Genomic DNA, 13,334 nt, shown 5'->3' with positions numbered 1-13,334 from the left:
AGGAGACAGGCCATGACCTTGCAAAACAGCAGCGATGCCAAGATTGAAGTGATCCGCCAACCGCAGCACTTGCCTTGCTCCGTGATCGACGCCCAGGGCCGCGAAGTGCAGATTACCGAAGAGATGATCCAGCAAGCGTGCCGCGAGCTGGAACAGCGACTGGTCAAGCCTGCCCAGCAAGGCTAAAGGGCCTACGCTCTTTCAAACCCGGCCCCGGTGGCCGGGTTTTTTATTCAGTGCCTAGACGGTTGCCGCGCCCAATGCGGACACGATGCGCGCCAACGCCAGCGACTCCCCATTCACAATGCGCACCTTCAAGCCATCAATCTCACGACGCTCCGGATAATGCTTGCGCAGCACGTCGAACGCCTTGCGTTGTTCTTCGACGCTGCCCACCAGGCTACGGCGGAAATCCGCATCATCACGGCGCGGGTCGTACACGCTGCGGCACAACGTCGCCAGCGCCCAGGCCGGATCGGTCGATGCGTTCAAGTGCACTTCGGCCAGCCACGGTTGCGGCAACAAGTCGCCCAGCTGAATGCTCGGCTCCTGGCCCAGGTGCGCGCAGAACGCCTGATAGATCTGCGCCGTACCGCGCTGCTTGCCGTCCAGGCTGTAGCCGGCGATATGCGGGGTGGCCAGCACACACAGGTCGGCCAGGTCGACGTCCACCTCGGGCTCGCCTTCCCACACGTCCAGCACCGCTTGCAGGTCTTCACGCGCCAGCAGCACATCGCGCAGGGCGGCGTTGTCCACCACCGGGCCACGGCTGGCGTTGATCAGCCAGGTGCCGGGCTTGAGGCGGTTGAGGCGGTCGCGATCAAACAAGTGCCAGGTGGAACCATTGCCGGATTTGGTCAATGGCGTGTGCAGGCTGATCACATCGCATTGCTCGATGATCTGCTCGAGGCTGACGTAATCGCCGTCTTCGGCGATCTGGCGCGGCGGGTCGCAGACCAGCACGTTCCAGCCCAGACCCTTGAGCACTTCGATCAGGCGCCCGCCCACTTCACCGGCGCCGACGACGCCATAGGTACGCTGATTGAGGTCGGCGCCTTCGATCTCGGCCAGGGTTTGCAGGCTGCCCAGCACATAGTCCACCACGCCCCGCGCATTGCAGCCGGGCGCGCTGGACCACTGGATACCAGCCTGCTTGAAGTAATCGAGGTCGAGGTGGTCGGTGCCGATGGTGCAGGTGCCGACAAAACGCACCTGCGTGCCGTCCAGCAGGGCGCGGTTGACGTTGGTCACCGAGCGCACCAGCAGCACATCGGCCTGTTCGACGGTGGCGCGGTCGATGGAACGACCGGACACTCGGCGAATCTCGCCAAATCCTTGGAAGAACTCATCGAGCAGCGGGATATTTTCGTCGGCAACAATCAGCATGGCAGGCTCCTTTGGCGGATCAGCAGTGTACAGGGATGCGATCTTCAATGTGGGAGGGGGCTGGCAGGTCGCTTACAAATCCCTAACACAGGTTTTTTCCTGACCGTTACGTCAAGGCGTAGAATCCGCGGCCTTGCACCCTTTTGACTGGACTTGCGTACGTGAACACTGCCACTGCCCCCCTCACCCGCCCCGCCCGCATCAGCCGGGAAGTGGGTGGCCTGCTGACGCTCGCGCTGCCGATCATGATCGGCCAACTGGCAACCACGGCCATGAGCTTCGTCGATGCGGTGATGGCCGGGCGCGTCAGCCCCCAGGACCTGGCGGCGGTGGGCCTGGGCAACTCGATCTGGATTCCGGTGTACCTGCTGATGACCGGTACGCTGCTGGCCACCACGCCGAAAGTCGCCCAGCGCTACGGTGCGGGCCACTACGGCGAAATCGGGCCGTTGGTGCGTCAGTCACTGTGGCTGGCGGTGGTGGTCGGCATCATCGGCGCGCTGCTGTTGCTCTGCGCCGAGCCGATCCTGCATGCCATGAAAGTTGAGCCAGACCTTATCGCCCCCACCATGGGCTACCTGCATGGCATCGCCGCCGGCATGCCGGCCATCGCCCTCTACTACGTGCTGCGCTGTTTCAGTGATGGCCTGGGCCGCACCCTGCCCAGCATGGCCATGGGCCTGTGCGGGTTGGCGCTGAATATTCCGCTGAACTACATCTTCATCTACGGCCACCTGGGCGTGCCGGCCATGGGCGGCGTGGGCTGCGGCTGGGCCACGGCCATTGCGATGTGGGTGATGATGCTCGGCATGGCCGCCTGGACCCGCTGGGGGGCCGCCTACCAGAGCAGCGAACTGTTCAAGCGCTTCGATTGGCCGGAGTGGTCGGTGATCAAGCGCGTACTGGGGATTGGCCTGCCGATCGGCATCGCGATCTTTGCCGAATCGAGCATCTTTGCCGTCATCGCCCTGCTGCTCGGCAGCCTGGGCGCCACGGTTGTGTCGGGGCACCAGATCGCGCTGAACGTCAGCTCACTGGTGTTCATGATCCCTTATTCCCTGAGCATGGCCGTCACCGTGCGCGTCGGCCAGGCCCTGGGGCGTGGCGAGGCGCGTGAAGCACGCTTCGCCGCCGGGGTCGGCATGGGCACGGCGCTGGCGTACGCCTGCCTGTCCTGCAGCCTGATGCTGGTGTTTCGCGAGCAGATTGCGGCGATCTACACCCCGGACCCGATTGTCATCCACCTGGCCTCGACGCTGATCGTGTTTTCAGCGCTGTTCCAGTTCAGTGACTCGATCCAGGTCACCGCCGCCGGCGCCCTGAGGGGCTACCAGGACACCCGTGTCACCATGGTGCTGACCCTGTTTGCCTATTGGGGCGTGGGGCTGCCGGTGGGGTACGCCCTGGGGCTGAGCAACTGGCTGGGCGAACCCAGCGGCCCGAGCGGTTTGTGGCAAGGGCTGATCGTGGGCTTGAGCTGTGCGGCGGGGATGCTGCTGGTGCGCCTGGCGCGCAGTGCACGCCGGCGCATTCGCCTGGAGAAGGCGCGGGGTTAATCGGCCTTTTTACGGATCCAGTACAGGTACGTACCGGCCTGCTCCTGTTGATCCACCAGTTCATGGTCAAGGAACACGCAGAACTTGGGGATATCGCGGCGCGTCGACGGGTCGGTCGCGATCACCTTGAGCAAGCCGCCGGGCGGCAGGTCGCGGATGTGCTGGTGCAGCATCATCACCGGCTCAGGGCAGTTGAGGCCCGTTGCGTCGAGGGTGCCATCCACGGCGGTGTCGAAAATATCGCTCATTGTCTACTCCTGGAACCGGCGCTCAGTTTAGCGGGCCTTGGTTTTCTTCACATCCACCAGACGACGCAGGTGGCAGGTCACTTCTTCACGGTCGTGATACAGCTGCTTGCAGCCGATCTCCACCCGAATGCCGCGCGCCTTGAAGCCGTCTTCGATACGCTCCAGCAGGCGCTTGACCTCGGCGTAACGCTGCTTCATCGGCAATTTCAGGTTCACCACCGCCTCGCGGCAATGCCCTTCGCCGATCCAGGTCTCCAGCAATGCCGCGTTGCGCGCCGGCTTTTCGACGATGTCGCAGACCATCCAGTCCACCGGCTGCTTGGGCACGAAAGTAAATCCGTCGGCCATCAGGTGCTGCACCAGGCCGGTGTCCATCAGGCTTTCGGCCATGGGGCCGTTGTCGATGGCGGTCACCAGCATGCCACGGTTGACCAGCTGCCAGGTCCAGCCGCCAGGGGCTGCGCCCAGATCGACGCCGGTCATGTCGCCATGCAGGCGCTCTTCCCATTGGTCGCGGGGGATAAAGTGGTGCCAGGCTTCTTCCAGTTTCAGGGTTGAGCGGCTTGGCGCGTCCCGGGGGAATTTCAACCGCGGGATGCCCATCGGCCACATCGCCGAGTTATTCGACTCGGCCAAACCCATGAACACTTCGCGGCCGCTTTTGAAGGTCAGCAGCAGGCGCGGCTTGCTCGGGTCGTCCACCAGCTTGCCGGCGTTCAACAAGGCTTTGCGCAGGTGCACTTCGAATTTCTTGCAGAAGTTCGAGAGTTCCTTGCCGTCATTGGTGTCGACCATCTCCAGCCACAGGCTGCCGCACACCGGGAATTCACGCAGGTGAGCGAGGATCACGCTGATACGGTCGGTTTCCGGCAGGTCGATAAACACCCCGCGCGCCCACTGCCGCGGGAAGATCAGCTCAGCAAAGCGCTGGCCGTGCATCAGGCGCTGGGCGCCGTCTTCTTCGGTGCAGACAAATTCGGCGCAGGCGCTGCCGGTCTTGGCCTTGGCGTAGCCGGAAACGTTCAGGCGCGCGGCGTGTTCCGCGATCTCGGAACAGACTTCGCCCTCAAACCCCGGGCGGCAGTGCATAAAAAGGGTGTTCATCGACTCTCCTGGTGACTCAACTGACGTTGCGCTATCGCAATGCCTGTCATGAAAACGCGCGCATGATAGCCGAGTTCGGAACCTTGGTTCTGTCCATAGAGTCCAGTAATTAGCCAGCTACTGAAAACAGCGCTAGTTTGAAAGCTCTGTTCGTCCCGTCAGGTCCGTAGCCGTGCGGACCATAAGGAGTCATGTAATGTCATCCCTTGATAGCCTGAGTACCCTTAAAACTTTAGAAATCGACGACAAGACCTACCACTATTTCAGCCTGCCCGAGGCCGCCAAGCGCCTGGGTGACCTGGATAAGCTGCCGATGTCCCTCAAGGTGCTGCTGGAGAACCTGCTGCGCTGGGAAGACAACAAGACCGTCACCGGCGCCGACCTCAAGGCCATTGCCGCCTGGCTCAAAGAGCGCCAGTCCGACCGTGAGATCCAGTATCGCCCCGCCCGCGTGCTGATGCAGGACTTCACTGGCGTACCCGCCGTGGTCGACCTGGCCGCCATGCGCGCCGCCGTGGCCAAGGCCGGTGGCGACCCGCAGCGCATCAACCCGCTCTCGCCGGTGGACCTGGTGATCGACCACTCGGTGATGGTCGACAAGTTCGGCAACGCCGACGCCTTTGGGCAGAACGTCGACATCGAAATGCAGCGCAACGGCGAACGCTACGCCTTCCTGCGCTGGGGCCAGAGCGCCTTCGACAACTTCAGCGTGGTACCGCCGGGCACCGGCATCTGCCATCAGGTCAACCTCGAATACCTGGGCCGCACCGTGTGGACCAAGGACGAGGACGGCCGCACCTACGCGTTCCCCGACACCCTGGTGGGCACCGACTCCCACACCACCATGATCAACGGCCTCGGCGTGCTCGGCTGGGGCGTGGGCGGGATCGAAGCGGAAGCGGCGATGCTCGGCCAACCGGTGTCGATGCTGATCCCGGAAGTGATCGGCTTCAAGCTCACCGGCAAATTGAAAGAAGGCATCACCGCCACCGATCTGGTGCTGACCGTCACCCAGATGCTGCGCAAGAAAGGCGTGGTGGGTAAATTCGTCGAGTTCTACGGCGACGGCCTGGCCGACCTGCCCCTGGCGGACCGCGCGACCATCGCCAACATGGCCCCGGAATACGGCGCCACCTGCGGCTTTTTCCCGGTGGATGAGGTGACGCTGGACTACCTGCGCCTCTCTGGTCGCCCGGCTGCCACCGTGAAGCTGGTCGAGGCCTACACCAAGGCCCAGGGCCTGTGGCGCCACGCTGGCCAGGAACCGGTGTTCACCGACAGCCTGGCCCTCGACATGGGCAGCGTCGAAGCCAGCCTCGCCGGACCGAAACGCCCACAGGACCGCGTGTCCCTGCCCAATGTCGGTCAGGCGTTCAGTGACTTCCTCGACCTGCAGTTCAAACCCACCACCAAGGAAGAAGGCCGCCTGGAAAGTGAAGGCGGCGGCGGTGTGGCCGTGGGCAACGCCGACCTGGTGGGCGAAACCGACTATGAATACGAAGGCCAGACCTATCGCCTGAAAAACGGCGCCGTGGTGATCGCCGCCATCACCTCCTGCACCAACACGTCCAACCCCAGCGTGATGATGGCCGCCGGGCTGGTGGCGAAAAAAGCCGTGGAGAAAGGCCTCACGCGCAAACCCTGGGTGAAAACCTCCCTGGCGCCTGGCTCCAAAGTGGTCACCGACTACTACAAGGCCGCGGGCCTCACCCAGTATCTGGATAAAATTGGCTTCGACCTCGTGGGCTATGGCTGCACCACTTGCATCGGCAACTCCGGGCCGTTGCCCGAGCCGATTGAAAAAGCCATCCAGAAGGCCGACCTCGCCGTAGCCTCGGTGCTGTCCGGCAACCGCAACTTCGAAGGCCGCGTGCACCCCCTGGTGAAAACCAACTGGCTGGCCTCGCCGCCGCTGGTGGTGGCGTACGCCTTGGCGGGGACCGTACGCATCGATATCAGCAGCGAACCGCTGGGTAACGATCAACAGGGTAATCCGGTGTATTTGAAGGACATCTGGCCGAGCAGCCAGGAGATCGCTGACGCCGTTGCGCAGGTCAGCACCGGTATGTTCCACAAGGAATACGCCGAGGTGTTTGCCGGTGACGAACAGTGGCAAGCCATTGAAGTGCCTCAGGCCGCGACCTATGTGTGGCAAAAAGACTCCACCTACATCCAGCACCCGCCATTCTTCGACGACATCGCCGGGCCTCTGCCGGTGATCAAAGACGTCAAGGGCGCCCACGTACTGGCGTTGCTGGGGGACTCGGTGACCACCGACCACATTTCCCCCGCCGGCAACATCAAGACCGACAGCCCCGCCGGCCGCTACCTGCGCGAGCAAGGCGTGGAGCCGCGTGACTTCAACTCCTACGGCTCACGCCGGGGCAACCATGAAGTGATGATGCGCGGCACCTTCGCCAATATCCGCATTCGCAACGAAATGCTTGGCGGCGAGGAAGGCGGCAATACGCTGTACATCCCCACCGGCGAGAAAATGCCGATCTACGATGCGGCCATGAAGTACCAGGCCTCGGGCACACCGCTGGTGGTGATCGCCGGCCAGGAGTACGGCACCGGCTCCAGCCGCGACTGGGCCGCCAAGGGCACCAACCTGCTGGGGGTCAAGGCGGTGATCGCCGAGAGTTTCGAGCGGATTCACCGTTCCAACCTGGTGGGCATGGGCGTGCTGCCGCTGCAGTTCAAGCTGGATCAGAACCGCAAGGTGCTGAAGCTTACGGGCAAGGAGAAGATCGATATTCTCGGCCTGACCGAGGTAGAGATCGTGCCGCGGATGAACCTGACGCTGGTGATTACCCGTGAGGACGGCAGCAAGGAGAAGGTTGAAGTACTGTGCCGGATCGATACCTTGAATGAAGTAGAGTACTTCAAGTCGGGGGGGATTCTGCACTATGTGCTGCGGCAGTTGATTGCCTCTTAAGAACACAGGAGATCAAATGTGGGAGGGGGCTTGCCCGATAGCGGTATGTCAGTCAAAACATCTATGACTGATCCACCGCTATCGGGAGCAAGCCCCCTCCCACATTTTGACCGCGTCTAACGCTTCAGATCAGCCGAACAACCACTTCCACAGCAGTACCAACACCACTACCGCCAGCACCGGCCGCGCAATGCGGTAAGCCTTCGGATGCTTGCGCTTCCACTGCTTGACCACGCCGCTGAACTTGTCGCTGAAGGTCTTGCTCCAGGCATACGCCTGGTTGATGCCGCCGACGCGCTCGTCGTCGAGGTTCTGCGGTGCGGTGGCGCGGCCCAGTTGCTTGCTGACCCAGCGGTTGACGCGGGTCATCAGGCGGTTGCTCAGCGGACGCTCGATGTCGCAGAACAGGATCACGCGGGTCTTCTCGGTTTCGTTCTTCACCCAGTGCACGTAGGTTTCATCGAACATCACGTCGTCACCGTCGCGCCAGGCGTATACCTGGCCGTCGACGAAGATGCGGCAGTCGTCGGAGTTCGGCGTGGACAAGCCCAGGTGATACCGCAGGGAACCGGCAAACGGGTCACGGTGCGGGTTGAGGTGGCTGCCGCCCGGCAACAGCGCGAACATCGCGCCCTTGACGTTGGGGATGCTGCTCACCAGCGCCACGGTTTTCGGGCACAACGCCTCGGCCGATGGCAGGGGTTTGTCGTACCACTTGAGGTAGAAACGCTTCCAGCCCTTCTTGAAGAACGAACCGAAACCGGCGTCGTTGTTCTTTTCGGCGGCGCGGATGTAACCCTCGTCGAACAGGTGCATGGCCTCTTCGCGGATCACTTCCCAGTTGTCCTTGAGCACGTCCAGTTCCGGGAACTTGCTGCGGTCCAGGTACGGCTTGGACGGCACGGCCGAAAACAGGTACATCAAGGCGTTATAGGGGGCGAACAGCGCCGAATGGTTGACGAACTGGCGCAACATCGGCAAACGGGCCTTGCCGCGCAGGTGCACGTACAGCGTGCTGCCGATGAACAGCAACAACACCGACAGTTTGGCGGCCAAAGAAAAGGTCATGCAGCAACTCCTGGAAATAAGCGCCTGGCCAACAGCCTCCCGGCGACGGGAGGCCAGACGTGACAGCCGGCCATGATAAACAGTTGGGCCATTATGCAGAAGGCCCAGGCTGACCGGCTGACATAAATCAAGCCTGGTTTTCCTGCTCGGTAAACAAATCGCTGAACAGCATGCTCGACAGGTAGCGCTCACCGGAGTCCGGCAGGATCACCACAATGGTCTTGCCCTGCATTTCCGGCTTCTCGGCCAGGCGCACGGCCACGGCCATGGCGGCACCGCAGGAAATACCGCACAGGATGCCCTCTTCCTGCATCAGGCGCAGGGCCATGGCCTTGGATTCGTCGTCGGTCACCAGTTCCACGCGGTCGACCATCGACAGGTCGAGGTTTTTCGGCACGAACCCGGCGCCAATCCCCTGGATCTTGTGGGGGCTGGGCTTGATCTCGGCACCGGCCAGGGCCTGGGTGATCACCGGCGACACCATCGGCTCGACAGCCACCGACAGGATCGGCTTGCCTGCGGTGTTCTTGATGTAGCGCGACACGCCGGTGATGGTGCCACCGGTGCCCACGCCCGCCACCAGCACGTCCACGGCGCCATCGGTGTCGTTCCAGATTTCCGGACCGGTGGTTTTTTCGTGGATGGCCGGGTTGGCCGGGTTTTCGAACTGGGCCGGCATAAAGTAGGTGGCCGGGTCACTGGCAACGATTTCGCCGGCCTTGTCGATGGCGCCCTTCATGCCCTTGGCCGGCTCGGTCAGGACCAATTCGGCGCCGAGGGCCTTGAGCACCTTGCGGCGTTCGATACTCATGGACGCCGGCATGGTCAGCAGCAATTTGTAGCCACGGGCGGCGGCGACAAAGGCCAGACCAATACCGGTATTGCCGGAAGTGGGTTCAACGATGGTCATGCCCGGCTTGAGTTTGCCGGTGCTTTCGGCGTCCCAGATCATGTTTGCGCCAATGCGGCACTTCACCGAATAACCTGGGTTACGCCCTTCGATCTTGGCCAGGATGGTTACGCCACGGGGTGCGATACGGTTGATCTGAACCAGGGGCGTGTTACCGATGGAGTGCGCGTTGTCTGCAAAAATGCGGCTCATGGCGGGTCCTATTAGGCGGTTTTCAGAAAGGCTCCAAGGGTATGCCTCGTGCTGCAAAGCGTCCAGTCGAAGGAACGTTGCGCCTGCCGCTGGGGTCCACCGCACCAGTATGGACAGAGGACTCTCCCCATGAAACGTCGCTACAGCTGGCCACTATGGACCATTGCCGGATTGCTGGTGGTCCTGGTCGCCGTGAGCATCGCGCTCCCCTACCTGGTGCGTAACTACCTGAATGACAAGCTCGCCGACATGGGCGATTACCGCGGCCAGGTGACCGACGTGGACCTCGCGCTGTGGCGGGGTGCGTACCGGATCAACGGCCTGGAGATCGTCAAGGTCGACGGCAAGGTGCCCGTCCCGTTCGTCAAGGCGCCGCTGATCGACCTGGCGGTGAGCTGGCACTCTCTCTGGTACGACCACGCGGTGGTGGCCAAAGTGCTGTTTATCAAGCCCGAGGTTAACTTCGTCGACGGCGGCGCCAACAAGCAAGCCTCCCAGACCGGTAAGGGTACCGACTGGCGCGAGCAGTTGAGTAAGCTGGCCCCCATCACCCTCGACGAAGTGCGCATTGAAGACGGCAAGATCGCCTTCCACAACTTCAGCTCCAAACCCGTGGTGAAGATCGACGCGACCGGCGTCAACGCCAGCTTCTACAACCTGACCAATGTGGTCGACGTCAAAGGCCGGCGCGACGCGCGCTTCGACGGCAAGGCCCTGCTGCAAGGCCAGGCCCCGCTGGAAGCCACCGCCACCTTCGACCCGCTGAGCAATTTCGAGAATTTCGAGTTTCGCTTTCGCGCCAGGGACTTGCAGCTCAAGCGCATGAACGACTTCGCCGCGGCCTATGGCAAGTTCGACTTCAAGGCCGGCACCGGGGACGTAGTGATCGAAGCCCAGGCGGAAAAAGGTCAGTTGACCGGGTACATCAAGCCGCTGCTGCGCGACGTGGAAGTCTTCGACTGGCAGCAGGACGTGGAGAACAAGGACAAGAACATCTTTCGTTCGATCTGGGAGGCCGTGGTGGGCGCCAGCGAGACCGTATTGAAGAACCAGGCAAAGAATCAGTTCGCCACCCGCGTGGAACTCAGTGGCAGCGTGCATCAGCAAAATGTCAGCGCGTTCTCCGCATTTTTGGCGATTTTACGTAATGGTTTTATCCAGGCGTTCAATGCGCGCTATGAGCAGCCCAAGCCTTCGGCGGATTGAGCCGTGACCGGTCATTCAGAGACTGAATAACCCGTCTGCGTTCACAGTCGCCGGGGCCGCGCGGTATAGTCCGGGCATTGATGAATTCGAGGAATGACCGATGAAGTTCGAAGGCACCCAGGCCTACGTTGCCACCGATGACCTGAAACTGGCCGTCAACGCTGCCATCACCCTGGAGCGTCCGCTGCTGGTCAAGGGTGAGCCCGGCACCGGCAAGACCATGCTCGCCGAACAACTGGCCGAGTCCTTCGGCGCCAGGCTGATCACCTGGCACATCAAGTCCACCACCAAGGCCCACCAGGGCCTGTACGAGTACGACGCGGTCAGCCGCCTGCGCGACTCGCAACTGGGGGTGGACAAGGTGCACGACGTGCGCAACTACCTGAAGAAGGGCAAGCTCTGGGAAGCATTCGAGTCCGAGGAGCGGGTGATCCTGCTGATCGATGAAATCGACAAGGCCGACATCGAGTTCCCCAACGACCTGCTGCAGGAACTCGACAAGATGGAGTTCTACGTCTACGAAATCGACGAGACCATCAAGGCCCGGAAGCGCCCGATCATCATCATTACCTCCAACAACGAAAAAGAGCTGCCGGACGCGTTCCTGCGCCGCTGCTTCTTCCACTACATCGCCTTCCCCGACCGCACCACCCTGCAAAAAATCGTCGACGTGCACTACCCGGACATCAAGAAGGAGCTGGTCAGCGAGGCGCTGGACGTGTTTTTCGACGTGCGCAAAGTCCCCGGCCTGAAGAAAAAACCGTCCACCTCCGAACTGGTCGACTGGCTCAAGTTGCTGATGGCCGACAATATCGGCGAAGCGGTGCTGCGCGAGCGCGACCCCACCAAGGCCATCCCGCCCCTGGCCGGTGCCTTGGTCAAGAACGAGCAAGACGTGCAGTTACTGGAACGCCTGGCATTCATGAGCCGTCGCGGTAATCGATAATGTTGCTCAACCTGTTCAATGAAATGCGCGCAGCCAAGGTCCCGGTGTCGGTGCGCGAGCTGCTCGACCTGATCAACGCGCTGAAACAGCGCGTGACCTTTGCCGACATGGACGAGTTCTACTACTTGGCCCGAGCAATCCTGGTCAAGGACGAACGGCATTTCGACAAGTTCGACCGCGCCTTCAGCGCCTACTTCAATGGCCTGGAAAAGCTCGACGATCACCTGCAGGCGCTGATCCCCGAAGACTGGCTGCGCAAGGAGTTCGAACGCTCGCTGAGCGACGAAGAGCGCGCACAGATCCAGTCCCTCGGCGGCCTCGACAAGCTGATCGAGGCATTCAAGAAACGCCTGGAGGAACAGAAGGAACGCCACGCCGGCGGCAACAAATGGATCGGCACCGGCGGTACCAGCCCGTTCGGCTCCGGCGGCTACAACCCCGAAGGCATTCGCGTCGGCGACGCCGGCAAACGCCAGGGCAAGGCCGTGAAGGTCTGGGACCAGCGCGAGTACAAGAACCTCGACGACCAGGTGGAACTGGGCACCCGCAACATCAAGATCGCCCTGCGCCGACTGCGCAAGTTCGCGCGCCAGGGTGCGGCCGAAGAGCTGGACATCGATGGCACCATCGACCACACCGCCCGCGATGCCGGGCTGTTGAATATCCAGATGCGCCCGGAACGACGCAACACCATCAAGCTGCTGTTGCTGTTCGATATCGGCGGCTCGATGGACGCCCACGTGAAGATCTGCGAAGAACTGTTCTCGGCCTGCAAGACCGAGTTCAAGCACCTGGAGTACTTCTACTTCCACAACTTCGTGTACGAGTCGGTGTGGAAGAACAACCAGCGCCGCACCTCCGAGCGCACCTCCACCCAGGACCTGCTGCACAAGTACGGTGCCGATTACAAAGTGATCTTTATCGGCGATGCATCGATGGCGCCGTATGAAATCACCCAGGCAGGCGGCAGCGTCGAGCATTGGAATGAAGAGCCGGGGTATGTGTGGATGCAGCGCTTCATGGCCAAGTACAAGAAACTGATCTGGATAAACCCGTATCCCAAGGATACCTGGGGTTATACCGCGTCGACGGGGATTGTGCGGGAGTTGGTGGAAGACCAGATGTACCCGCTGACGTTGCGCGGGTTGGAAGAAGGCATGCGCTTTCTGTCCAAGTGATAGCCGGCCTGTAGCCGAAGACATCGGCTACAGGCCCCTCACTCAGCAGTGCTCGCTGTCGATCCAGGCAAACTTGAGGAAAAGCGCGGCGAACTGCTTGACCAGTTCCGAATCCTGACGGTCGACCTTCCCATCATTGTTGACGTCCTGGTTGATCGAGACAGAGGCGCCACGACCATTACCATCGCTGTACACCGCTGCCGAATAGACAATGGTTTCATCTCGCGGCACCCCCTCCCCTTGATGAAAGTGCAAGCGCACCGTGTCGGGAATCCCGTTGTTATCAAAGTCACCGGCAAATACCTTCAGGTACTTGTCGAAGGGTTCGTCGAGGCTGAACCATTCGAACGCCAGAAACAGCTGGGCAAACTCGATGGCCATCTCTCGATCCACGGTGTCGACAATGCCGTCCTGATTGAGATCGTCCGCAATGATCCAGTCGAACTGGCCGTCGTCGGTGATATCGAAGGCCGTGGCCCGATGGACAAGCGCGGGGGTCCTGGAATCGTCATAGAACTCCAGGTACACCACATCGGGAACATCGTTATCGAGCACATCTTGGGCAAAAATCTTCAAATAGCGCATGGAAAAGCCTGAATAGT

Annotated in this window: 12 protein-coding genes; 6 read left to right on the top strand and 6 right to left on the bottom strand. The window is 61.6% G+C overall.

Annotated features, from left to right (window positions below):
• Window positions 1–12 precede the first annotated feature (12 nt).
• On the top strand, window positions 13–186 hold the full coding sequence (locus tag NIBR502773_RS30660) for a PA1571 family protein (protein ID WP_027604248.1): 174 nt from the start codon (window positions 13–15) through the stop codon (window positions 184–186).
• A 54-nt stretch (window positions 187–240) separates the two neighbouring features.
• Here the strand turns inward: NIBR502773_RS30660 and pdxB are convergent, their stop codons facing one another.
• Entirely contained in the window at window positions 241–1,386 is a 1,146-nt protein-coding gene (gene pdxB, locus NIBR502773_RS23215; protein WP_141157036.1) for a 4-phosphoerythronate dehydrogenase PdxB, read from the bottom strand.
• A gap of 161 nt (window positions 1,387–1,547) precedes the next feature.
• Here pdxB and NIBR502773_RS23210 point away from each other — a divergent pair, with 161 nt between their 5' ends.
• Window positions 1,548–2,942: an MATE family efflux transporter gene (locus NIBR502773_RS23210; protein ID WP_141157035.1), complete on the top strand. Its 1,395-nt coding sequence runs from the start codon at window positions 1,548–1,550 to the stop codon at window positions 2,940–2,942.
• Here NIBR502773_RS23210 and tusA read toward each other — a convergent pair.
• The gene (gene tusA, locus NIBR502773_RS23205; RefSeq protein WP_027604251.1) at window positions 2,939–3,190 is read right to left on the bottom strand and encodes a sulfurtransferase TusA; all 252 of its coding nucleotides are present in this window, start codon (window positions 3,188–3,190) and stop codon (window positions 2,939–2,941) included. The genes NIBR502773_RS23210 and tusA overlap by 4 nt on opposite strands.
• Window positions 3,191–3,217: 27 nt before the next feature.
• Window positions 3,218–4,294 (bottom strand): 23S rRNA (cytidine(2498)-2'-O)-methyltransferase RlmM, encoded by a 1,077-nt coding sequence (gene rlmM / locus NIBR502773_RS23200; RefSeq protein ID WP_115485918.1) that lies wholly within the window; start codon window positions 4,292–4,294, stop codon window positions 3,218–3,220.
• A 196-nt stretch (window positions 4,295–4,490) separates the two neighbouring features.
• Here rlmM and acnA point away from each other — a divergent pair, with 196 nt between their 5' ends.
• On the top strand, window positions 4,491–7,232 hold the full coding sequence (acnA, locus tag NIBR502773_RS23195; protein ID WP_141157034.1) for an aconitate hydratase AcnA: 2,742 nt from the start codon (window positions 4,491–4,493) through the stop codon (window positions 7,230–7,232).
• A 129-nt stretch (window positions 7,233–7,361) separates the two neighbouring features.
• On the opposite strand, the gene NIBR502773_RS23190 is transcribed toward acnA, so the two are convergent.
• On the bottom strand, window positions 7,362–8,300 hold the full coding sequence (locus NIBR502773_RS23190; RefSeq protein ID WP_115485916.1) for an aspartyl/asparaginyl beta-hydroxylase domain-containing protein: 939 nt from the start codon (window positions 8,298–8,300) through the stop codon (window positions 7,362–7,364).
• A gap of 127 nt (window positions 8,301–8,427) precedes the next feature.
• Window positions 8,428–9,402, bottom strand: coding sequence for a cysteine synthase A (gene cysK, locus NIBR502773_RS23185; RefSeq protein WP_065938939.1), 975 nt, complete (start codon window positions 9,400–9,402; stop codon window positions 8,428–8,430).
• A gap of 129 nt (window positions 9,403–9,531) precedes the next feature.
• Here cysK and NIBR502773_RS23180 point away from each other — a divergent pair, with 129 nt between their 5' ends.
• The 3 genes from NIBR502773_RS23180 to NIBR502773_RS23170 all read left to right on the top strand — a co-directional run bounded on the left by NIBR502773_RS23180 (window position 9,532) and on the right by NIBR502773_RS23170 (window position 12,732).
• Complete coding sequence (locus tag NIBR502773_RS23180) at window positions 9,532–10,608, top strand: DUF748 domain-containing protein (protein ID WP_065938938.1); 1,077 nt, start codon at window positions 9,532–9,534, stop codon at window positions 10,606–10,608.
• Between the two features lie 100 nt (window positions 10,609–10,708).
• Window positions 10,709–11,554: a MoxR family ATPase gene (locus NIBR502773_RS23175; RefSeq protein ID WP_027604257.1), complete on the top strand. Its 846-nt coding sequence runs from the start codon at window positions 10,709–10,711 to the stop codon at window positions 11,552–11,554.
• Window positions 11,554–12,732 (top strand): VWA domain-containing protein, encoded by a 1,179-nt coding sequence (locus tag NIBR502773_RS23170; RefSeq protein ID WP_024074064.1) that lies wholly within the window; start codon window positions 11,554–11,556, stop codon window positions 12,730–12,732. The genes NIBR502773_RS23175 and NIBR502773_RS23170 overlap by 1 nt, the downstream gene beginning before the upstream one ends.
• Before the next feature lie 42 nt (window positions 12,733–12,774).
• Here NIBR502773_RS23170 and NIBR502773_RS23165 read toward each other — a convergent pair whose 3' ends face one another.
• A complete protein-coding gene (locus tag NIBR502773_RS23165) occupies window positions 12,775–13,317 on the bottom strand; it encodes a hypothetical protein (RefSeq protein ID WP_141157033.1) in 543 nt (180 codons plus the stop codon).
• Window positions 13,318–13,334: the final 17 nt, after the last annotated feature.

The organism is Pseudomonas sp. NIBRBAC000502773, assembly GCF_006517195.1.
Lineage (GTDB): Bacteria > Pseudomonadota > Gammaproteobacteria > Pseudomonadales > Pseudomonadaceae > Aquipseudomonas > Aquipseudomonas marginalis.
Note: the sequence above shows the minus strand (reverse complement) of the source record. Positions and strands in the feature narration are given on the sequence as shown.